The sequence below is a fragment of the Snodgrassella sp. ESL0304 genome, assembly GCF_013344995.1.
GTDB lineage: Bacteria > Pseudomonadota > Gammaproteobacteria > Burkholderiales > Neisseriaceae > Snodgrassella > Snodgrassella alvi.
Genome location: NZ_JAAEDR010000013.1, coordinates 39,242 through 60,378, shown reverse-complemented (window position 1 = coordinate 60,378; position 21,137 = coordinate 39,242). Strand labels below are relative to the sequence as shown.

The following is a 21,137-nucleotide window of genomic DNA, read 5'->3' as shown; positions in this document are numbered from 1 at the left end:
AACTTCTGTCTGTCTGCTTTTATATTATTTATTCAGACTTTTCTTAATTTCAATAGCCAGCTGCGGATTCCACATGGCACCGGTAGCACTCATCACAGCATCAGCTCCGGCGGCACGGTAAGCCTGATAATGTTCAGTACAGCTTACACCGCCAACACCAATAATCGCAAAATGGTTTTGCAGACGGGCTCTTAATCTGGCCAGACGTTCTACCATTTCTAATCCGGCCCAGCGGATGGCATCACCACAAACACCACCGGTAGGTCGGTCTGTGCCTAAAGCAGGTTTACCATCTGCATCAACCGGTCTGGCTGATAACGTATTTATAGTACTGTAGCCGTCAACTACTCCGTCCAGCTTACTTAATAAGGGGAAGATAGCATTATCATCTGCAAAATACGCTAGTTTCAGAAACAAAGGTTTATCCGGAACAGCATTTTTAATTTCTTTAGCTATCCGCTCCACTTTGTCAAAATCAAAGCACAATAATTTATTTACCCCTTCATTCGGACAGCTTAAATTAGCTTCCAGTATCGGTGCCTTTGTTTCATTTACTAGAACGGCCGTTCGAGCATAATCTTTTTCTATACTGGATTCATTACCCGGTGTTCCCTGAAAGCTGCCGATAACATATTGGCCTTTCTGCGCAGCCTGAATTGCTTCTGCCATATCAGCCTGCCAGATATCCGGATTATAAGAAGGTACGCCAAAAGAATTTGTTATAGATAAAGGCTGAGTGTACTGATTATCAGCCAGAACAGTATCCACATTAGCAGAAAGCTTACCGGCAGGATGAATAGATAGAACATTAGGCAACGGGTGGCTGGCCTGAGCTCGGCTTCGGACAGTTTTATAAACACATAAATCAAAACCATGCTTAAATGCAGCCCGAATAAAATTTGCATTTAACAAAGGGCCAGCAGGAATACCAAAAGGTAAATTAACCTCCATATTCAGAAAACGCTCAGGCTGGCTTTGAATATCGACACATACAGTTAAATTTCTGAAATCACCGAAAGGCCCTTGATGATAATTATCTTCATAGCTTAATAAAGGGTTATAAAACGGAGTCGGGCTATTTTGCATTGTTATTCCTGTTAGTTTAAATTATTTTCTGTGACATATTGAGTAAATATTTAATACGCACACTTATCCATTGCCTGCCTGAAAATATATATAATTCGCTGGCGCAAAAAAAGCTACAGACAATTTGTAGCTTTTTTCAATCGTCTCAAAACTCAGATTTTGTTTGATTACTTGTAGTGTACACCACGTTTTAAAACAAAATATTGTTTTAAATTAATTTAACTCAGATGTGCAGTTCGGGCAGCGTTTTGCCTGAATTGGAATATCTGTACAGCATTGAGGGCACTGTTTTGTGGTGGCTTTTGGTGCAGGGCTTTTATGCAGTTTGTCGATTCCTTTGACAACCAAAAAAATCGCAAATCCAATGATTACTAAACTAATAACAGTATTGATGAATAAACCAATATTGAGTGTTACCGCACCAGCAGCCTGTGCCGCACCCAGTGTTTCATACGGGCCCGGATATTTAGAACCACTGCGTAAAGTAATAAATAAATTGGAAAAATCTACCCCGCCAATCAGCAGACCAATTGGTGGCATAATGACATTATCTACCAGTGATTTCACCATATTAGTAAAAGCAGTACCCACTACCATACCGACAGCCAGATCAATGACATTGCCTCGTAATAAAAAAGCTTTAAACTGTTCAATAAATTTCATGTTTGCCTCCATAGTTGGCCTGAAAATCAAGTATTTGGCTTTTTCATAGTAGCGCGATAAAGCAGGCAGTCATACCAGAGCTAAGTTATTCAATGTAAAAATAATAAAAGAAATAACTTAATTAAGAATAAATTAAGTTGGCTAAAGAGAATATTAATATTCAGATTTCTTAATATCTGAATATTTAAGTTCAATAATAGAATATTCGCACATATCCATATAATGCATACAATGGTCAATCGCTTCATCCATGACTTTTCTGTCAGTTGCATGCGTTGCCTTCATAAATGCCCGGAAATTTTTCTTTTCCATTTTACGCAGAGCAGATGCATTACAGATATTTAATTCCTGACAATAATCATGCTGTACCTGCTGTTTAATAAATTGTTTTACTGCTTTTTTCTGTTTCTGAGAACCATCGTAATCCATCGGATGAATAAATCCAGCCTGTACCAGTGCTGAATATAATAAAATTAAAAAAAGTATGGTTTTCTTCATTATATTTTTGAATTTTATACACGAATGAATTGTCGGGATGAGAGGAGTTACATCTGGCATCAGCTCTGTTGCCATTATAAATAGAAATAATAGAATTATTCGAAATTATTATTAATAAATAGACTTTAGTGATTCAAAGCTTACATTACAAAAGCCAAACCCGAAAAAAGTTTGGCTTTGCATATACTGAGTTTTATATCAAAACGGCTGATACATAATATTTTATATACTCTAAATTAAGTTTGTATTAATAAAACTATTTACAATTTAGCTGTGATGAGTACTTACCAGATCTTCCGGTACGCCCAGAGCATTGATACTGTAACCGCCATCAACATATGTGATTTCGCCTGTGATACCTGAAGCCAGATCTGATAACAGGAAAGCAGCAGTATTTCCAACTTCATCAATAGTGATATTACGACGAATAGGATTTTGTGCAGATACATGTGCCAGCAAACGGCCGAAATTGGCAATGCCTGAAGCAGCAAGAGTTTTAATCGGGCCTGCTGAAATACCATTGCATCGAATTCCTTCCTCTCCGAGGCAGGCTGCTGTGAAGCGGATACCTGCTTCCAATGATGCTTTAGCCATACCCATTACATTATAGTTAGGTATGGCACGTACTGCACCAAGATAGGTCAGGGCAAGAATAGAGCTGTTATGGCCACTCATTAACGGACGGGCAGCTTTAGCCAGTGCAGGCAAGCTATAAGCAGACACTTCATGAGCCGTCATGAATGCTTCGCGTGTAATACTATCCAGAAAATCCCCGTTTAAGGCTTCTTTTGGTGCAAAAGCAATAGCATGTACCAGACCGTCAAGCTGTGACCAGCTTTTCCCTAAATCAGAAAACAACTGGCTGATTTCATCATCACTTTGTACATCACAGCGATATACCAGTTCTGAACCCAGTTCGGCAGCCATTTTGCGTACCCGGTCTTCTAGTTTGTCTACAACATAGGTGAAAGCCAGTTCTGCTCCCTGTTCACGACAGGCTTTGGCAATGCCATAGGCAATAGAGCGTTCAGAAATCATACCGGTGATGAGGATTTTTTTGCCTTGCAAAAAGCCCATAATTATTATCCTTGAACGTGATTTGTGTTTAGCTTAAAGGTCGCATTATAACTAATATTTACTTTTACGCGAAATATAGCGCTAGAGTAGAAACTTTAAAACCGGCTGATGTGATGACATTCAGCCGGTCAGTTTATAACAATAAAAAATTATTCAGTTAATCCGGATAAATAATGGTCTGCATCCAGTGCAGCCTGACAACCTGATGCTGCGCTGGTAATGGCCTGACGGTATATGTGGTCTTTCACATCTCCTGCGGCAAATACGCCGGGAATGTTTGTTGCGCCGACATTGCCATCATTACCACCTTTGGTAATGAGATAACCTGTTGCATCCATATCCAGCTGGCCTTTGAAAATTTCGGTGTTGGGCTGATGGCCAATAGCAATGAATATGCCGGTTACTGCCAGAATTTCACTTTCATTATCGGCATAATTGATGCGTACTGAGTTTACTCCTTTGTCATCACCAAGAATTTCATCAACGGTAGCATTAAGTTTAAGAATGATTTTGCCTTCTTTTACCCGCTCCAGTAATCTGTCAATCATGATTTTTTCAGCACGAAAGTTGTCACGACGATGTATCAGGGTAACGGTACGTGCGATATTTGCCAGATACAAAGCTTCTTCAATCGCAGTATTACCTCCGCCGACAACAGCTATATCCTGATCTTTGTAGAAAAAGCCGTCACAGGTGGCACACGCGGAAACGCCTCTGCCAGCAAAAGTTTCTTCACTGGGTAATCCCAGGTACTTGGCAGAAGCACCTGTTGCAATGATTAATGCATCACAGCTGTAACTTCCCATATCACCAATAAGAGTAAACGGGCGCTGCTGTAAATTCACCTGATTGATATGGTCAAAAATCATATTGGTACCAAAGCGTTCGGCATGTTCCAGAAAACGCTGCATCAATTCAGGACCTTGCACACCATTGACATCAGCCGGCCAGTTATCCACTTCGGTTGTTGTCATCAACTGACCACCCTGTGCCATACCGGTAATCAGTGTAGGTTTCAAACCTGCACGGGCTGCATAAACTGCAGCTGTATAACCGGCTGGTCCGGAACCAAGGATAATTAATCGGCTGTGTGTGAGTTCGCTCATGACATTTCCTTATTATGTGGGCAATCCTAAGTAGGATAAATGGAGGTAACTGTACCACAATATCAAAAAAGAATTAAATTCTCCAATTTCGATTTAATAGAGTAGTTATTGGTTATCTGTACGCCTGAACAAAGTTAGTGATGATTGTCAGCAATACCATCCAGATGATATTGTTTGCCACAATAGGGGCATTCAATACTACTGTTAGACTGAATGGGTAAAAATACCCGGGGATGGCCATTCCATGTTTCATGTTCCGGGCCGGTACATATCAATGGTAAATCATGTGTTGTAATGGTTGTAACTGATTGGGCAGTATTACTCATAATTATTTCCCTTGGTTGAGCTGAGAGCTAATCATACAAAACAGGCCTGATTACAGCAAATAATGTTGTAATCAGGCCTTTTATTCAGATAATTAAATGATATAAGTCAGCCAGGATTCATATTTGGTATTTTTGCCATGAACAATGTCAAAATATCGCTGCTGAATCTCTGTAGTCAACGTACCGCGGGAGCCACAACCAATTACGCGACCGTCAACTTCACGGATAGGTGTGACTTCAGCTGCCGTGCCTGTAAAGAATACTTCGTCTGCGCAATAAACTTCATCACGGGTAATATGCTTTTCAGTAACGGTTAAATTCATATCAGCTGCGATAGCCATTACTGTACGCCGGGTAATCCCATCCAAAGCTGCATCCAGAGCCGGTGTGTAAAGTTTGCCATCATTGACGATAAATATGTTTTCCCCGGATCCTTCAGCAACAAAACCGTTTGAATCCAGCATTATTGCTTCATCATAGCCATTACGGGTAGCTTCGGTATTAGCCATAATAGAATTCATGTAGTTGCCATTGGCTTTGGCTTTAATCATGGTGATATTGGGGTGATGACGGGTGAACGAGCTGATTTGCACGCGAATACCCTTTTGCATACCTTCTTCGCCAAGATAGGCTCCCCATGGCCAGGCAGCCACAATTACCTGTACATCATTTTGATCTGGTGCTACACCCAGTTTGTTTGAACCATAAAAAGCCATAGGTCGAAAATAGCAGGAAGCCAGTTTGTTGGCTTTAACTACTTCAATGTGAGCCTGATTGATTTCTTCCATTGTGAATGGCAGATGCATGCCAGTAATTTTGGCGGAGTTAAACAGACGTTTAGTATGATCCTGTAAACGGAAAATGGCTGTTCCGTTTTGCGTTTCATAAGCACGTACGCCTTCGAAAACCCCCATACCATAATGCAATGTATGAGTTAAAACATGAGTTTGAGCATTTCTCCACTCAACAAGATTACCATTAAACCAGATAAAACCGTCTTGGTCGGCCATAGACATAATAAAACTTCTCCAAAATAAGACATTAAGCTGCGGTGGCCGGAACCCTGTGTTGCAATGGATAGGGCAAGGCAGGATTGGTGACTAGGCAGTACAAAAAATAATGGTAACAACAGCTGTTGGTCTTATCTTTAGCCAATAGCTGCTGTTACTTTATGTAAAAGTAAATATTATCACTGCCAGTTTTGCTTGCCAATGCTGAAAGCAGGGGGCAGTTTTTGCTAAAAAGGCGTGAAATCGTTTAAACTGTGTTGCTTCCTCAATAATCCGGCTTGTATCTGACGTCTGATTAAATCTTCAGAAAACAGTACAGAGTAAGGTGAATAAGTATGAAAATTATTTATGCATTAATAAAAATAGTGGTGTTGCTGATATTGTTGCTGCTTGCTGTAAGCAATACACAAATGACTGCATTCAATTATTTACCCGGACAAACTGTTAATTTGCCATTAATTGTCCTATTACTGATATTTTTTATTATTGGTGCTGTTTTTGGTGTGTTTGCCATGTTTGGGCGGTTATTACGTCTGCGCAGTCAGGTCAATCAGTTACAGGCTAAGCTTGATAAACAAATTAAGGCAGCCGCTCAGGCAGTACATACTGAAAATCTTGCCACTACTGCTACTCAGTCACAATCCGGTAATTCTGATCAGAAGAAAGTAAATAATTAATATGGATAGTAATGATTTCTGGATGTGGCTGGCACCGGTTATTTTGTTACCTGTATTTTTTGCTATGGGCTGGTTTGCTGCCCGGGTAGATATGCGGGCTGTGCTGAAACAGGCGAAAGCCATTCCGGAAGGATTTTATAAAAGTCTGGATGCTCTGGCTGAGAATAAAAGTGCGGTTGCAGTACGTGAACTGGCTGAGGTTGTCGATCAGCAAAATGATGCCCGTCAAAGCACGTATGAGCTGCATCTGACATTAGGGAAGTTGTACCGTCAGCGTGGTGAAAATGATAAGGCCATCGCTTTACATCAGAAATTACTGGAGCTGCCGGAAACTATCGCAGAACGTCGTGATATTGTTGCTTTCGAGCTTGGACAGGATTATCAGGCCGCCGGTCTGGTAGACCGTGCCGAGCAGATTCTGGTTGGTTTGCTCAATGGCAGTAAAGCCAGACAGGCACGGCAGATATTGCTGAATATTTATCAGCAGGATCGGGACTGGGAAAAAGCCATTAAGCTGGCAGAAGAACTCAGTACCGGAGACCAGGCTTATCAATTTGAAATTGCTCAGTTTTACTGTGAGCTAGCTCAGCTGGCTTTGTATCAGTCTGAGTACAATAAAGCACGTGAGTATATTTTTCAGGCTCTGGCTGTCAATCGCAAATGCAGCCGGGCTAATATGATTCTGGGTGATGTTGAACTGAAACAACAAAATTTTCAGGCTGCTGTAGATGCTTATAGCGCTATTGAAAAACAGAATTATGAATATCTCAGTCTGGTAGGTGAGCGTTTATATGATGCCTATGATGGAATGAATAAAGCCGCAGACGGTCTGGAAGTTCTGATTGGTTTTGCCCAGACGTTTCCGCAGCTGGATTTATCTGGTGTGATATATGAAAAGTCTTTACCTGTATATGGTGAAGACCGAGCTACCGAAATTGTTATTGATCTGGTGCGGCGTAAGCCTACTCTGACCGGAACTTACCGTTTACTCGGCGTTTTACAAAATACTATCAGTTCGAAGTGGAAAGCCGAAGTTGATATGATGCGTTCAGTAGTGGGCATGCAGATGCAAAAATCTGTGATGTACCGTTGCCGCCATTGTCATTTTAAATCTCAGGTATTCTTCTGGCATTGTCCGGCTTGTAATAAATGGGAAACATTTACGCCAAATCGTATTGATGTATAGTTGGCTGATAAGTCTTATCAGTTGCTGAATATTTGGTTTGATGTACAGAAATTCTGCACACAATCAGTTACAAATGATTTTTTAAAATCATAATTGCCTTTTAAAAATAATATGATATTAAATTAGAGTTTAATATCATAATTAAATGATTTCTATGAATAAGTCTTTAGCAATATACATATATGTGTATTGTTAAAGACAATATTGAATGATGACTTGCGTAATATGAATCCATTGATGCTTGATACTACTTTAATGAATCAGAAAGCTAAACCTGTCATTGTGGCACTGGATTTTGCCAATGCTGAAACAACGCTGGATTTTGTTCGTCAGTTGGACCCGGATTTGTGTCAGCTTAAAATAGGTAAAGAACTATTTACTGCTACTGGTCGCTATCTGGTTGAGCAGCTTGTATTACAAGGCTATCGGATTTTTCTTGATTTAAAATACCATGATATTCCCAATACCGTAGCGTCTGCCTGTAAAGTGGCTGCTGATATGGGCGTGTGGATGGTAGATATGCATGCATCGGGCGGCCGAAGAATGATGGAAGCTGCTGCTGAAGCTGTTAGTAATTGCAGCCAGCCGCCATTATTAATTGCAGTAACGGTATTAACCAGTATGACTCAGAATGAACTGGCAGAAACCGGTATAAACTCATCTATAGATGAAGCTGTTATTCGTCTGGCTGAATTAACCCGGCAATCCGGTCTTGATGGCGTGGTTTGTTCTGCTCAGGAAGCATCTTTATTACGCGAACAGCTCGAGCAGGATTTTTTACTGGTTACGCCCGGTATCAGATTACAAAATTCAATTACAGATGATCAGCGGCGTATTATGACTCCAAAAGCAGCTTTAGCAGCAGGCAGCAGCTATCTGGTAATGGGCAGACCGGTAACGCAAAGTCAGAACCCGATTGAGCTATTACAACAAATTAATAACGGTCTGATTTAAGCAGAAAAATTTTGATAAAAAATAGCTGCTAACACATATATAGTTAGCAGCTATTTTATTGGTTGTATAAATTGGATTATCCGGTTAGCTGTTTGCTAATCAGTTTTTTCACCGGAGGCAGATTATTGCTGATACGCAATACCAGTGAACGCATCAGTCGGGCAGGGTGGCTGTCGTTAGTAAATAAAGACACCATAGCGTTAGTTCCGTGATACAGAATCCGGGTATGAGGCATATGCTGTCTCTGGTATTGAGCCAGTAATGTCTGACTGCCAATATCTTTTCCTTTAGAGACGGCTTCGTTAATCAGTTTGGACAATATGCCTACTCCGCTTAGTCCAAGATTAAAACCATGAGCTGTTACTGGGTGCATACCAACTGCCACATCTCCAATAAGCGCACTGCGCTGAGCATAAAATGCATTGGCATGGACGCCGACAAGCGGGTAATGATGAACAGTGCTAACCAAATGCATCTCACCTAGTTTACCTTTGAGCTGTTGGGTAATATCTGCGGCCAACTCAGCAGGAGACATGGCTAGAATGTCTCCTGCATGTTCATTATTAATAGTAACAACACAATTAGTGAGATTTTCTTCAAGTGGCAGCAGAGCAAGAGTACGCCCGTAATGGAAACACTCCAGTGCAGTATGCTGATTACTCAATGTATGCTGCATTCGGAAAACAATTACTGTACGCCCGAAATCATGAATCTGAGCCGAAACACCCAACTGGCGGCGTGTGTTGGAAAAACGGCTATCGGCAGCAACAAGTAATTTCCCTTTGATTAGCCGGCCATCATCCAGCTTGGCTTCAATTTGATTTGCATGATCATTTTTTACATCAATAATACTATGGCCAGTAATAATATTTACATTATTAAAGGCTTTGACTGCTTCGTATGCAGCACGCCGGATATTATGATTACTGATTAAAAAACCCAGTGTATTGGCCGGTTTGCCGCGAGCCATTGTTGGCTGTTCAAAATGGAGCTGATAGTTAGAATAGCCGTTAATTACTTTAGCATCACGCAAAGGATAAATTTCATCTGGTGCAATTTTGTCCCACATATCTAACTGCTGCATTAATTCCTTTGAATAATGTGTCAGAGCAATTTCCCTGCCATCAAAAGGCGGGTGCGCCAGTACAGCCATTTCCTGTTTTTCAACTACAGTAATTGAAAGCCCTGATGGAGCTAAAGCGCGTGCCAGACTTAAACCAGCAGGTCCGGCTCCGACGATAATGACATCAGTTTCTTTATCTGAGTGTGAAGACACATTATTTGCTGCCATAAAATCCATTCCTGAATGAATATATTCAATACAGCGTTAGAATAACTGAAAATGAACTTGAATCCTATATCCGTTTGAAAGAAAGTTAATAAACGTCAAGCTTAACCCTTAAATTATTGCTCTGTTAAAATCATGGTAATAGGATTTATATATGAATGATTATACAAATGGTTAAAAACTCATTTCAGGATCAATTGCAGCAACTGGGTAAACAGGCTAAAGCGAAACGTCTGGCAGAAGAGCAGCAGGCAAAAGAAGTACAAAAGCGCCAGGCAGATGTCAATTTTGCTGAAGCGATCGGAAAAGATATTACGCCATTAAAGGCAAGAAATCAGTTTCAGCATCCGCGTGATACCAGCCCGATTAAATTGCGAACCCGTCAGGAAGAATCAACAGACGAAAGCAGCTATTTTTATGTTGGTGAAAATCAGAATGATACTGCACCGCCAGTATTCAGTAAAAATGGTCGCGGTACGGCTGATATTAAGCGCCTGCAGGCGAAGCAATGGCCTATCGTAGCTTATGTGGATTTACATGGCTATCGTCAGGATGAGGCCCAGGAAGTACTGAATGAATTTATAGATTATATTCAGCAATATGGAGTAGTAGGTGAAATAGTTCATGGCAGCGGACTGGGATCAAAGGATTATCAGCCTGTATTGAAAACACTTGTACGCCGCTGGTTAATGGCACACCCCGAAGTGCTGGCTTATGCCCAGCCAAATGAGCGTAATGATGGTGCAGTATATGTGCTGGTTAAAAAGAAGCATCGTGCGTTTGAACGGGAATAAATTTGTGTTTAAGTACCTGTCTTAACCCCTCAGCATAAAATAAAAGTGAAAATCAACAGAATCAGGTTAAACCGGATATTAGTATTAAGTTATTATCATAGAAAATGTCTGATTTTTTGTTTGATTTATAATTAAAAAAATAGGTTATGTTTTTTAGTATAAAAATCTGTATTGGTAATTTTCAAAATTGGTCTCGGCAAGATGATAAACATTAGCCTGACCAAATGGATTCAGTATATGCGGCAAAAAATGCCAACACAGGCATCATTATTTTCGTCTCCATGGTTTAAACCATTTGCACGCTGGTTTGACAGGCCATACTACTGGCAGCTCAATCGAGAACGTGCTGCCTCTGCTGTAGCTGTTGGCATGTTTTGTGGTCTCATGCCCGTACCTACCCAAATGCTTACCGCTCTGATAGTGGCTTATGTGGTACGCACACATTTACCCGTGGCACTTTTAACTACACTGTATACGAATCCGCTAACTTATATACCCTTATATTACTGTGCTTATCAGATTGGTGAGGGCTTATTATATGGTCAGTGGGGCAAAGCCATGCCTGAACTGCCAGAGTTTAAATTAGGTCATCTCGGGACTGAATTATGGCAATGGTTGATTCAGTTTGGTAAGCCTTTACTTTTGGGTGTGCCAGTATTGGGCATGATACTCGCAACCCTCGGATATATTGTGGTCTGGAATGGCTGGCAGTGGTTTGCCCGCAGACAGGTGACCACCATTCAGAAATAAAGACATGCAAAGATCATTAACGGATAACGAGTTGAGGTTGGTCAGAAAGTTTCTGGGTAATGCAGCAGACTGGACAAAAGTGCAGATAGTATGTGATGCATGGTGGCTAGTACATCCGCATGCTGCCATAACATGCGGAAATCATATTATTTTTCCGGCGGCATATTATGTTGATGATTTTACTCAGTCGGATTTGAGCATGCAAGGCTGGCTGATGCATGAGCTTATGCATGTCTGGCAAAGCCAGCATGGTTTTCCAATTTTATTTGCCGGAGTTTGTCTTGCACTTAAAGCAGGCTACTATCAGGCGCGTGCCTACCGGTATCCGCCTCCGGAAACAATTATCAGCCTTAATCAGCTGAATATGGAGCAACAGGCGAATATAGTACAGCATTATTTTCTGGCATTAAACGGTGATAAACGGTATCAGCATTCACAGGTGGATTTTCGTCGCTTGCTTAAACCGCTTATCAGACATCCGGATAATCGTAGTCTGTTACCGCATTATTAACAGCCGGCTTTGGCCGGTTATTTTAGATAACTTTTTAACTGTTATAATTCACACTTGTTTTATTGCCGGAGTGATACATGTCTGTATTTGAAGCAGCAGCGCAGCAACTGCATACTGTACGTGATTTTTTACGCTTTACTGTAAGTCAGTTTCAAGAGGCAGAATTATTTTTTGGTCATGGAAATGATAATGCCTATGATGAAGCTGCCTACCTGATTTTACATACCTTACATTTGCCACTGGACACATTAGAGCCGTTTCTTGATGCCCGTTTGCTCGACACAGAAAAGTCACTGCTGTTACAGCTTGTTCAGCGCCGTACCAGTGAACGCATACCAGTGGCTTATCTTACCCATCAGGCATGGCAGGGAGCATATGAATTTTATGTTGATGAAAGAGTAATCGTGCCGCGTTCATTTATTTATGAGCTTTTAGGTGCACCGCTTCATCCATGGATTGAATATGATGAACTGGTACACAGAGCACTGGATTTATGCACGGGCAGCGGTGCACTAGCTATTCAGATGGCGGACATTTATCCGGATGCGATGATTGATGCAGTAGATATCAGCCTTGATGCGCTTGAAGTAGCAGGTATGAATATTGAAGACTATGGATTAGAGGATCGAATCAATCTGATTCATACCGACCTGTTTACCGGTATTGATACAACTTATGATTTAATCGTGTCAAATCCGCCCTATGTAGATGCCGAATCAGTCGCACAATTGCCAGAAGAGTATCTGCATGAGCCAGAACTGGCATTAGGAAGTGGGATTGATGGTTTGGATGCTACTCGGCAGATTATTCAGCAGGCTGCCAGATATCTTAACCCAAAAGGGGTATTGCTGGTTGAAATCGGGCATAATCGCGAAGTACTGGAGCAGGCATTTCCGGAATTACCATTTACCTGGATGCCTACCAGTGGCGGAGATGGTTTTGTCTTTTTGCTGACACGCGAACAATTATTAGGTGAAGCGTAGATTAACTGTGATATATCTGGTTAGATTGTTCAGAAGTCTGCAAATTAAGAATTCTGCCACGATGTAAAAGGCTTTCTGACCAGATTATTATTGTAATATCTGGGATCATCCGATACTTCCTGTCCTATCCAGTCAGGAAAAATAATATGCTCATCAGTGTGGTTTAATTCAACTTCAGCCACAATCAGGCCTTGATTTACACCTAAAAATTCATCAATTTCCCAGTTAAGTCCATTTAAAGGTATGCGGTAACGATATTTTTCAATTATTGGCTGCTCTGCCATATGAGTGAGCATATGTCTGGCATCTGCAACCGGAATTGAGTATTCAAATTCAGTACGAGTAATGCCACGATTTGTGCTTTTAATCGTTATCCATGCTTTATCATCACAAATACGGATACGTACGGTTCGTTCTTTAACCGTCGATAAATAGCCCTGACAAAGATATTTAGCTGATGCCAGATTCCGCCACGCATTGCCTACTACCAGAAATTTACGTTCAATTTCCTGTGCCATAATAAAATCTTGTGAATTAACCTATATGCTAAAAAGCACCAGAAACTGTTTGGCAGTAAACTGGTGCACAGATTTGTGTCAAACTAAATAATAACAGTTAGGATGCAAGTCTGTTAGCAATTGCATTAAACATTAAAGATGCTTCCAGTGGCTGTTCCAGAAAAGAGGGCTCAGCTTTAGGCCAGGTAGACCATTGCACAATAACCAGCTTCTGTTTCTGATTAACCATAATAATCTGTCCGTAAATTCCTAAAGCCCACATGCTGTCCTGACTGTTCAGCCCTGTTTTTGGAGAAACATCATTTACAGTAGCCGGTACACTATTATTCCACCATTCATAGCCATAACTTCCTTCCGGATGCAGTTTGCTGACTGAATTTTTCGCCTGATTCCAGTTACGGGAATCTTTAACCCAGTTTTTAGGTAATATTTGCCTGCCATCTGACAGCGTACCATTATTCATCACGAAGAGGCCAAATTTACCCCAGTCTTCAAGCGTGGCATTAAATCCGTGTGCACCCACATCATGTTGTCCCACGGTATAACTGTGCCACACACCATCTCTGTTCATACCGAATGGTTGCCAGATTTTATTCTGTAGATATCGGGCAATACTTTCACCAGTTGCTTTTTCCAGTGTGTCTCCTAGCAGCCATGCACCACCGGATGAATAAGACCATGCTTTACCGGGTTTAGCATATGACTTGCGGCCGGGTGCTTTTACCAGACTGTTAACGCACGTATAAGTATTAGGATTGGCCTCACATTGAGTAAGTTGTGAAAAATCAGATTTCGGATCAGTGTAATCTTCGTTCCAGTTCACACCAGAAGTATGTTGAAGCAGTTGACGAATTGTCACGTGCTCCCATGCTGTTCCCCGCACATCAGGATTATATTTCACTATCTCATCATTCAGCGATTTGATTTTACCTTCTTTAAGAGCAATACCTACAAGTGTAGAAACCACCGATTTACCCACTGAGCGTGATGTCCAAAGTGTAGTAGGATTATTACCATTGGCGTAATAATCCCATACTACTTTGCCATCTTTAATTACCATCATTCCAGTTACATTATTACGCCTTAAATAATCTTTTAGCAGATATGACTGACCATGAATCTGATAATTTACATTAGACAGATTTTGAGGCGCTCTGGGCAGTGGCAGGCCATGAGCAGCGTGAAAAACATCACCGGGATAAGAGCGATAGTCATTACGAAAGCCAATTGCCCGTTGTTGCTGATTCCAGCTTAACATGTTTTTGACATCCGGTAATTTTTTGTCCAATGGAGCAGGGCAATTGTTGAGACCTAATGATTTACAGCTATTTGGCGTAGTTGCTGCATGAATGTTAAAACTGGTAGTTAAACACAGAGTTAATAAAGCAGTTTTAAAAGTTTTATTTATCATTTTCATAAAATATTCTGTATATCATCTAAATTATTATCAGGTATCTTATAAGCTTATAAATGCCACCAATATTTAAAGTGATAATTTCAATGATTTTGGTTTATTAATTATATAAAACAAATATATAAAGCTGATTTGAAATTAAAAAGAAACCTGCTTTACAGCAGGTTTCTCAATTAATAATCAGGCAAAAGTCAAAATACCATCCTGAGCCGTTAACATAATTGTACTGTTAGGAGCATAGTCTCCAGCCAGTAATTCTTTAGCCAATGGATTTTCGATTTCAGTCTGAATGGCCCGTTTCAGAGGACGTGCGCCATAGACCGGATCAAATCCCACCTTAGCCAGTACATCCAAAGCGGCATCATCAACCTGTAAATGTAAATCCATTTTTTCCAGACGCTGACGCAGACCAGCAAGCTGGATATTAGCGATAGCACGAATATTGGATTGGTTAAGACTATGGAATACAACAACTTCATCAATACGGTTAATCAGTTCAGGGCGGAAGTATTGTTTAACTTCATCCATTACTACTGCCTTAATCGCAGCATAATCATCGCTTTCCATTTTCTGGATTTCCTGACTGCCAATATTGGAAGTCATAACGATAACCGTATTTTTGAAATCAACTGTACGTCCCTGACCGTCAGTTAAACGACCATCATCCAAAACTTGTAGCAAAATATTGAATACATCCGGATGAGCTTTTTCGACTTCGTCCAGCAAAACCACACTATAAGGATTGCGGCGTACCTGCTCAGTTAAAAAACCGCCTTCTTCATAACCAACATAGCCGGGAGGCGCACCAATTAAACGCGCAACGGAATGTTTTTCCATATATTCCGACATATCTACCCGAATCAGATGGGTTTCGCTATCAAACAAAAAGCTTGCCAGAGTTTTACACAACTCAGTTTTACCCACACCGGTGGGGCCAAGGAACAAAAAGCTGCCATATGGTTTATTCGGGTCTGATAAACCGGAGCGTGAGCGGCGGATTGCATCTGCTACAGCGCGTACAGCTTCATCCTGTCCCACTACACGTTCATGCAATACTTCTTCAATTCTCAATAGTTTTTCCCGTTCACCGGCCATCATTTTGGATACCGGAATACCGGTCATACGCGAAACAATTTCGGCAATTTCTTCTGAGCCTACTTTAGTGCGTAACAGCTTGTTAGGCTGATTATTCTGTTGCCCGTTGTCAGCAGCCTGTAACTGGGATTCAAGCCGGGGTAATTCTTCATACTGGAGCTTGGCCACTTCTTCCCATTTACCATTACGCTTAAGCGCATCCATCTTAACTTTTAGCTGATCAATCTGCTCTTTAATTGTAACGCTGCCTTGAGCTTTGGCTCGTTCCGCTTTCCAGATTTCATCCAGATCAGCAAACTCACGCTTAACATTATCCAGCTCTTCATCTAGCAGTGCCAGACGTTTTTTGCTGGCTTCATCATCTTCTTTCACCAGAGATGCGCGTTCAATTTCCAGCTGTATTTCACGGCGTTTAAGCTTGTCCATACTTTCAGGCATAGACTGGCTTTCAACTTTAATTAATGATGCAGCCTCATCAATCAGGTCAATGGCTTTATCTGGTAAGAAACGGTCGGTAATATAACGATTAGATAATTCAGCAGCAGCTACTATTGCCGGATCAGTGATTTCTACACCATGATAGATTTCATAGCGTTCCTGTAAGCCACGTAAAATGGCAATGGTATCTTCAACTGTTGGTTCTTTTACCAATACTTTCTGGAAACGGCGTTCCAGAGCAGGGTCTTTTTCAATATATTGACGATACTCATCCAATGTTGTCGCGCCGATGCAATGCAATTCACCCCGCGCAAGAGCCGGCTTGAGCATATTACCTGCATCCATAGCACCATCGGCTTTACCAGCTCCTACCAGTGTATGTATTTCATCAATAAAAATAATGGTATTGCCTTCGTCTTTAGCCAGATCATTAAGTACTGCTTTCAGACGTTCTTCAAATTCACCCCGGAATTTTGCACCGGCAATCAAACTAGCCAGATCCAGCAAAAGCAAACGCTTATTTCGCAAAGAATCCGGAACTTCATTATTCACAATTCGTTGAGCCAAACCTTCAACAATGGCAGTTTTACCTACACCCGGTTCACCGATAAGTACAGGGTTGTTTTTAGTACGCCGTTCAAGCACCAGAATAGTGCGCCGGATTTCATCATCTCGCCCGATTACGGGATCCAGCTTACCCGAACGTGCTTTTTCAGTCAGGTCGGTTGTATATTTTTTCAATGCTTCTCGTTGATCTTCTGCGTTAGGATTATCCACACTTGCGCCTCCGCGAACGGCATCTATCGCCGAATTCAATTTATCTTCTGTAACACCAGCCTGTTTCAGAATACGTCCGCATTGTCCGTTTTCCTGAACAGCACCAAGCAAAAACAACTCGCTGGCAATATAAGCATCATTACGTTTAATAGCAGCTTTATCCATCAGATTGAGAATGTGCTGCAATTCAGTACTGGGTAGAATTTCACCCCCCTGACCGGATATTCTGGGTAAACCATTAATAGTAGAGTCAACCTGCTGTTTAACCTGTGCAACATTTGCACCAGCCTGGGTAAGTAAAGCAGCACAGCCACTATCATTATCATTCAGTAAAGCCTTCAATATAAATACGGCTTCCAGATAACCAGCATCCTGTCCTAAAGCAAGACTTTGTGCATCTTGTAAAGCTTGCTGAAACTTTGCGGTAAGCTTATCGAATCTCATCAAAATTTCCTTTAGTTATATTTTCATTAACAGATATATTGGTATCAGAAAATTAATGTCAAGTACCAGTATGAATAAATATTTTGATTAAATTTAATTTATTGATTTCTAAAAAAATCAACCTAAATATACTTATATTTTTTATTTATGTTTATTGAAGAATTCAAGTCTCAATTTCCTACTTTGTATAATTTTATAGTGCATCATCAATATTATTGAAACAAAATCTATACAAATAGAAATTGTGAGCGTTTGTCAGGATGCTTTTAATTCAAAATATCTAAAGCTACTGAACTTGAATTTCAATTATGTTGTTTTACTTTTTCAATTTGCTTAATAAATTAAAAATGTTTTAAAAACAAATATATATGATTGGTTATTTTTATTATTCAGCCTTTACTATCATTTCAAAGTCCTTCAGAATTTCACAAATTTTGTGAGTATATCTGTGGATAACTATAAAAAAACAAGGTGAATCAATCCAATTTAAGCGTGATTAATTTTTGTGCAATTGTTTAGCTTATATCTCTAATGTTTTGAGAAAAAAGTACTTGAAATTTTAATTCAGAATTTTAAATTTCTCTATTTCTGTGTTTGTGAGAATAAAGATAAATTTTTAACGAATGTAATATCAGATATTTATATCAATAATATCTGAATAACTTGAATATTAATTCAATTTTTCAATGCTAATTTCTGTAAATGGTGTAAAATTTAGATATTGAGATTTTTTTTAATATATTAGCCATGAGAACTGAAGAGTTTAATAAATGCCGTGAATTTCTTGAAGGGCAAATCATGCGAACTCCTGATAATAAAGAGTTGATTGCTACTTATCAAAAATTGCTCGAACTGAAAAGCATTTATGATACAGAAATTCATATATCAATGCTGGATAAAAAAGCCCGGAAAATGGAGTTTCAGCAACATGTTCAGACAAGTTTATCTTCAGGATCCAGTAGTACTGAAGATAATCCCGAGCTGAAAGATGGTAATTCCAAATATACTGAACTACAACAAAATCAACCTAATTTGATGTCAAATCAAACAAACTGGTATAACTATCAGCGAATCAAGCATCATGATTTCGGAAATAGTTAATTAGTTTCACATGGTAGAGTATAAAAAATATGTCTATGATATGTATGTTAAAATTGTAAAATAAAAGTTTCATGATATCGACGCAAAACTTTTATTTTACATATCACAATTATTTGCTGTATCTTTTAAAAACTATAGTAAGAATTTAGTTTTTTTATAAGTAGATAATCTTTCGTATAGAGTAGTCATTTCTACTAATATTTTCTAGCTAAGACAGTCTATGCAGTTTTCTGCTATTTATCCCATTAAAGCATTAATATCAAAAATTTTTTTGATAATTGGCAGAAATATTGCCAACCAAGAATAGTGAAATGAGTGGTAAAAATTATTTATTTCATTATGCAATTTACTTAGACTTATTCTTATAAAATATTCTAATATTTTGGAAATAACTGTGATCAGCAGGTTAAAGGTTTTGCTTAAGGCTTATCAGTCTTTATCTTAGCTTTTTTACAATCTACTTTCCTTTTTAATGTGTAATTCAATGCAGTATTTTATTTTTTATCTTCGACTTTAAGCTAGATAAATGAAATTTGAATAAAATTATCGTAGTAATATATCCGTTTTATAATTATTTAGTCTGTTAAAGTTGATTAGCATAGGACGGCATGCCGTAAACGGTGCAGAAAGACTGCCTCTGCGCATCGTTGGGAGAATCTGGGTATAAGTGGTGCGCGTAGCTGACGGACATGATAGAAAGACAATGGCAAGTCTATAGTGCATCGGTAGGGAGAACGACTAGGCAGTTAACCTGAAGTTTCGTTGATCGAAGCTCGCGACAAGACCTGCTAACTTTGTAAATAAGTTTGAAGCGGTATATCGACCCATCGAACAGAGAAACAAGACTGCGAAGCCTTGCGCATTCATTAATCGAAGGTAAAGACGTTCCGCGAATGCGCCCTAGTCGTGATTGTGAACGATTCGCGCGAACCCAAGTACGCATGCAATGGAAATCGAAGCTTCAAACCTACGCTTAACCGATTACTGTCGAACCTATCGTAAAAATATTATGAAGTCCGATGTTATCACCGTGCTTAAATCTATATGGCAGACAAAGATTAAAGAGAGAACTACCTTCACGGGTGCATCGAAACCATCTTGGATTATGCAAAAGCGATGGAATACTGCGAAGATGACAACCTCGCCGCATGGAAGAGAGCGCTAGAAACAATACTTGGTAAGGTAGGTTGAGAAGTGAAGGCGCAACCATCTTTATTTTACCGCGAAATCAGCACGTTCATTGTCGACTGCGTAAGCACGAAAACGTGTCACCGCGCGCCAGCCATGAAAGCGAAATTCGGAGTATAGCCGCGAACGGGCGATGCAAGCAGACGGTTCGACGAAGGTGTGTACGGCGGGCGATGCTCGAAAGCAAGGATGTTGCCGCCGTCATCTTCCATCCGCCCAGCTTCATTGTGGGCTTCAATGCCGAAACCCGTTCGAAGCTTTGTTACGATACGATGGAACGTTGGGTTTCAGACGTCCACAAGCGCATGACAGACAGCATCGCGCTTGGGGAATTTATACCGAAAGTCAACAAGGCTATCGGCAACATTTACAGCAGCTTATAAAATAGGCGTTTATTTCAAAAGCTTTGAAGTGCGTTCGTATGTGAATTCACAGTATCAGAAAGACTATGCCCGACCTTCATGCCGGGCTTTTTTTGTCTAGCTGCGGCTGTTCAGCCCCAAATCGCTTTCTTGGCTGCTTCGCTCAGAACGTCTACAATAATATTTCGAACACCGGATGCGATGGATTTTCCGGCCTTGCCCATTACCTTGTTGAAGCGAAGCGACGCAACTTGCGTTTTCGGACTGTCTTTCGTTAGCTCTGTCAAGTCGGAACGGAATTGTTGCATTTCTTCGGGGGATAGATCCGCCCCAACTTCGACCAACTCAACGGCGCTTGCGATCTTTCGTTCAGTCCAAGGAAACGCTTTACCGCAGTTGTGGCAGAACGCCGGAGGTTTATAGAAGGCGTCGAACCCGACTACTACTACGCGTTCATATTCAAATTTGCCCCGAATAGATGCGCTGCAATTTGGACATTGAGTGATGGTCGCTTCGCCACACTTCGAACAAAATGCTTCTTGACGTTCGGGCTGTACATCTGCGGTGGTTGTTACAACATGGCCGTTCAAACAGATCTGAGCGACTCGATACGTATCCATATCTTCCCTTTTCGGCAATGTCCGCTTCGTTGTAGATTTTTATGTGGGAGATAAAACTAACATTAATTAGTTAATTATTTATTTTATTTATTATTTGGCGGAAGCGGTGAGATTCGAACTCACGGAGGGCTATCAACCCTCGACGGTTTTCAAGACCGTTGCATTAAACCGCTCTGCCACGCTTCCGTCTTTGAAGATGCGCATAATAGACGATTAATACGGATTTGCCAAGTGTTTTGTATAAGCAAACAGCGAATTTCTGGTTAAATCG

General features: G+C 40.4%; 21 protein-coding genes and 1 tRNA gene. 9 read left to right on the top strand and 13 right to left on the bottom strand.

The annotated features are described in order from the left end of the window. Window positions 1-24: 24 nt before the first annotated feature. From GYX91_RS06045 to GYX91_RS06015, 7 genes are all read right to left on the bottom strand, one after another. Window positions 25-1,086, bottom strand: a complete 1,062-nt coding sequence (locus GYX91_RS06045) for a dihydroorotate oxidase (RefSeq protein ID WP_174830206.1) — start codon at window positions 1,084-1,086, stop codon at window positions 25-27. Window positions 1,087-1,299: 213 nt separating this feature from the next. Further along, on the bottom strand, window positions 1,300-1,749 hold the full coding sequence (gene mscL, locus GYX91_RS06040) for a large conductance mechanosensitive channel protein MscL (RefSeq protein WP_025330856.1): 450 nt from the start codon (window positions 1,747-1,749) through the stop codon (window positions 1,300-1,302). A gap of 153 nt (window positions 1,750-1,902) precedes the next feature. Then, entirely contained in the window at window positions 1,903-2,247 is a 345-nt protein-coding gene (locus GYX91_RS06035; protein WP_174830204.1) for a hypothetical protein, read from the bottom strand. 267 nt (window positions 2,248-2,514) lie between these two features. Then, window positions 2,515-3,324, bottom strand: a complete 810-nt coding sequence (gene fabI, locus GYX91_RS06030) for an enoyl-ACP reductase FabI (protein WP_078475778.1) — start codon at window positions 3,322-3,324, stop codon at window positions 2,515-2,517. 149 nt (window positions 3,325-3,473) lie between these two features. After that, window positions 3,474-4,430, bottom strand: coding sequence for a thioredoxin-disulfide reductase (gene trxB / locus GYX91_RS06025; RefSeq protein WP_174830202.1), 957 nt, complete (start codon window positions 4,428-4,430; stop codon window positions 3,474-3,476). Between the two features lie 134 nt (window positions 4,431-4,564). Next, window positions 4,565-4,756, bottom strand: a complete 192-nt coding sequence (locus GYX91_RS06020; protein WP_174830200.1) for a zinc-finger domain-containing protein — start codon at window positions 4,754-4,756, stop codon at window positions 4,565-4,567. A 92-nt stretch (window positions 4,757-4,848) separates the two neighbouring features. Next, window positions 4,849-5,772 (bottom strand): branched-chain amino acid transaminase, encoded by a 924-nt coding sequence (locus tag GYX91_RS06015; RefSeq protein ID WP_041879414.1) that lies wholly within the window; start codon window positions 5,770-5,772, stop codon window positions 4,849-4,851. A gap of 329 nt (window positions 5,773-6,101) precedes the next feature. On the opposite strand from GYX91_RS06015, the gene GYX91_RS06010 reads away from it, so the two are divergent. The 3 genes from GYX91_RS06010 to pyrF all read left to right on the top strand — a co-directional run bounded on the left by GYX91_RS06010 (window position 6,102) and on the right by pyrF (window position 8,583). Beyond that, on the top strand, window positions 6,102-6,443 hold the full coding sequence (locus GYX91_RS06010; RefSeq protein ID WP_025330836.1) for a lipopolysaccharide assembly LapA domain-containing protein: 342 nt from the start codon (window positions 6,102-6,104) through the stop codon (window positions 6,441-6,443). Window position 6,444: 1 nt separating this feature from the next. Further along, window positions 6,445-7,629, top strand: coding sequence for a lipopolysaccharide assembly protein LapB (gene lapB / locus GYX91_RS06005; RefSeq protein WP_174830199.1), 1,185 nt, complete (start codon window positions 6,445-6,447; stop codon window positions 7,627-7,629). Window positions 7,630-7,854: 225 nt separating this feature from the next. Further along, the gene (gene pyrF / locus GYX91_RS06000; protein WP_174830197.1) at window positions 7,855-8,583 is read left to right on the top strand and encodes an orotidine-5'-phosphate decarboxylase; all 729 of its coding nucleotides are present in this window, start codon (window positions 7,855-7,857) and stop codon (window positions 8,581-8,583) included. Window positions 8,584-8,659: 76 nt separating this feature from the next. Here the strand turns inward: pyrF and ubiM are convergent, their stop codons facing one another. Further along, the gene (ubiM, locus tag GYX91_RS05995) at window positions 8,660-9,874 is read right to left on the bottom strand and encodes a 5-demethoxyubiquinol-8 5-hydroxylase UbiM (RefSeq protein WP_174830195.1); all 1,215 of its coding nucleotides are present in this window, start codon (window positions 9,872-9,874) and stop codon (window positions 8,660-8,662) included. 167 nt (window positions 9,875-10,041) lie between these two features. On the opposite strand from ubiM, the gene GYX91_RS05990 reads away from it, so the two are divergent. From GYX91_RS05990 to prmB, 4 genes are all read left to right on the top strand, one after another. Beyond that, a complete protein-coding gene (locus GYX91_RS05990) occupies window positions 10,042-10,665 on the top strand; it encodes a Smr/MutS family protein (protein ID WP_084551285.1) in 624 nt (207 codons plus the stop codon). Between the two features lie 237 nt (window positions 10,666-10,902). Next, window positions 10,903-11,415, top strand: coding sequence for a DUF2062 domain-containing protein (locus GYX91_RS05985; protein ID WP_144363194.1), 513 nt, complete (start codon window positions 10,903-10,905; stop codon window positions 11,413-11,415). 4 nt (window positions 11,416-11,419) lie between these two features. After that, window positions 11,420-11,926: a type IV secretion protein Rhs gene (locus tag GYX91_RS05980; RefSeq protein ID WP_144363193.1), complete on the top strand. Its 507-nt coding sequence runs from the start codon at window positions 11,420-11,422 to the stop codon at window positions 11,924-11,926. Window positions 11,927-12,003: 77 nt separating this feature from the next. After that, on the top strand, window positions 12,004-12,909 hold the full coding sequence (gene prmB, locus GYX91_RS05975) for a 50S ribosomal protein L3 N(5)-glutamine methyltransferase (protein ID WP_078475784.1): 906 nt from the start codon (window positions 12,004-12,006) through the stop codon (window positions 12,907-12,909). Window positions 12,910-12,953: 44 nt separating this feature from the next. Here the strand turns inward: prmB and GYX91_RS05970 are convergent, their stop codons facing one another. From GYX91_RS05970 to clpB, 3 genes are all read right to left on the bottom strand, one after another. Continuing rightward, window positions 12,954-13,427 (bottom strand): CYTH domain-containing protein, encoded by a 474-nt coding sequence (locus GYX91_RS05970; protein ID WP_084551208.1) that lies wholly within the window; start codon window positions 13,425-13,427, stop codon window positions 12,954-12,956. A gap of 97 nt (window positions 13,428-13,524) precedes the next feature. After that, a complete protein-coding gene (locus tag GYX91_RS05965) occupies window positions 13,525-14,844 on the bottom strand; it encodes a serine hydrolase (RefSeq protein WP_202983730.1) in 1,320 nt (439 codons plus the stop codon). 177 nt (window positions 14,845-15,021) lie between these two features. Then, on the bottom strand, window positions 15,022-17,595 hold the full coding sequence (gene clpB / locus GYX91_RS05960) for an ATP-dependent chaperone ClpB (protein WP_174830193.1): 2,574 nt from the start codon (window positions 17,593-17,595) through the stop codon (window positions 15,022-15,024). Window positions 17,596-18,393: 798 nt separating this feature from the next. On the opposite strand from clpB, the gene GYX91_RS05955 reads away from it, so the two are divergent. Both GYX91_RS05955 and GYX91_RS05950 read left to right on the top strand, forming a co-directional pair. Next, window positions 18,394-18,696 carry a hypothetical protein gene (locus tag GYX91_RS05955; RefSeq protein ID WP_100126317.1) on the top strand — a complete coding sequence of 101 codons (303 nt, stop codon included), beginning with the start codon at window positions 18,394-18,396 and terminating at the stop codon, window positions 18,694-18,696. Window positions 18,697-20,057: 1,361 nt separating this feature from the next. Continuing rightward, entirely contained in the window at window positions 20,058-20,267 is a 210-nt protein-coding gene (locus GYX91_RS05950; RefSeq protein WP_078474902.1) for a hypothetical protein, read from the top strand. 110 nt (window positions 20,268-20,377) lie between these two features. On the opposite strand, the gene GYX91_RS05945 is transcribed toward GYX91_RS05950, so the two are convergent. After that, window positions 20,378-20,866, bottom strand: coding sequence for a DUF2321 domain-containing protein (locus GYX91_RS05945; protein ID WP_078474901.1), 489 nt, complete (start codon window positions 20,864-20,866; stop codon window positions 20,378-20,380). 95 nt (window positions 20,867-20,961) lie between these two features. After that, window positions 20,962-21,052 (bottom strand) — tRNA-Ser (locus GYX91_RS05940). Between the last annotated feature and the right edge of the window lie 85 nt (window positions 21,053-21,137).

Excerpts from the sequence above, each read along its gene's own strand:
- GYX91_RS06045 (WP_174830206.1), bottom strand. The coding sequence starts at position 1,086 with ATGCAAAATAGCCCGACTCCGTTTTATAACCCTTTATTAAGCTATGAA.
- mscL (WP_025330856.1), bottom strand. The coding sequence starts at position 1,749 with ATGAAATTTATTGAACAGTTTAAAGCTTTTTTATTACGAGGCAATGTC.
- GYX91_RS06035 (WP_174830204.1), bottom strand. The coding sequence starts at position 2,247 with ATGAAGAAAACCATACTTTTTTTAATTTTATTATATTCAGCACTGGTA.
- fabI (WP_078475778.1), bottom strand. The coding sequence starts at position 3,324 with ATGGGCTTTTTGCAAGGCAAAAAAATCCTCATCACCGGTATGATTTCT.
- trxB (WP_174830202.1), bottom strand. The coding sequence starts at position 4,430 with ATGAGCGAACTCACACACAGCCGATTAATTATCCTTGGTTCCGGACCA.
- GYX91_RS06020 (WP_174830200.1), bottom strand. The coding sequence starts at position 4,756 with ATGAGTAATACTGCCCAATCAGTTACAACCATTACAACACATGATTTA.
- GYX91_RS06015 (WP_041879414.1), bottom strand. The coding sequence starts at position 5,772 with ATGTCTATGGCCGACCAAGACGGTTTTATCTGGTTTAATGGTAATCTT.
- GYX91_RS06010 (WP_025330836.1), top strand. The coding sequence starts at position 6,102 with ATGAAAATTATTTATGCATTAATAAAAATAGTGGTGTTGCTGATATTG.
- lapB (WP_174830199.1), top strand. The coding sequence starts at position 6,445 with ATGGATAGTAATGATTTCTGGATGTGGCTGGCACCGGTTATTTTGTTA.
- pyrF (WP_174830197.1), top strand. The coding sequence starts at position 7,855 with ATGAATCCATTGATGCTTGATACTACTTTAATGAATCAGAAAGCTAAA.
- ubiM (WP_174830195.1), bottom strand. The coding sequence starts at position 9,874 with ATGGCAGCAAATAATGTGTCTTCACACTCAGATAAAGAAACTGATGTC.
- GYX91_RS05990 (WP_084551285.1), top strand. The coding sequence starts at position 10,042 with ATGGTTAAAAACTCATTTCAGGATCAATTGCAGCAACTGGGTAAACAG.
- GYX91_RS05985 (WP_144363194.1), top strand. The coding sequence starts at position 10,903 with ATGCGGCAAAAAATGCCAACACAGGCATCATTATTTTCGTCTCCATGG.
- GYX91_RS05980 (WP_144363193.1), top strand. The coding sequence starts at position 11,420 with ATGCAAAGATCATTAACGGATAACGAGTTGAGGTTGGTCAGAAAGTTT.
- prmB (WP_078475784.1), top strand. The coding sequence starts at position 12,004 with ATGTCTGTATTTGAAGCAGCAGCGCAGCAACTGCATACTGTACGTGAT.
- GYX91_RS05970 (WP_084551208.1), bottom strand. The coding sequence starts at position 13,427 with ATGGCACAGGAAATTGAACGTAAATTTCTGGTAGTAGGCAATGCGTGG.
- GYX91_RS05965 (WP_202983730.1), bottom strand. The coding sequence starts at position 14,844 with ATGAAAATGATAAATAAAACTTTTAAAACTGCTTTATTAACTCTGTGT.
- clpB (WP_174830193.1), bottom strand. The coding sequence starts at position 17,595 with ATGAGATTCGATAAGCTTACCGCAAAGTTTCAGCAAGCTTTACAAGAT.
- GYX91_RS05955 (WP_100126317.1), top strand. The coding sequence starts at position 18,394 with ATGCGAACTCCTGATAATAAAGAGTTGATTGCTACTTATCAAAAATTG.
- GYX91_RS05950 (WP_078474902.1), top strand. The coding sequence starts at position 20,058 with ATGCTCGAAAGCAAGGATGTTGCCGCCGTCATCTTCCATCCGCCCAGC.
- GYX91_RS05945 (WP_078474901.1), bottom strand. The coding sequence starts at position 20,866 with ATGGATACGTATCGAGTCGCTCAGATCTGTTTGAACGGCCATGTTGTA.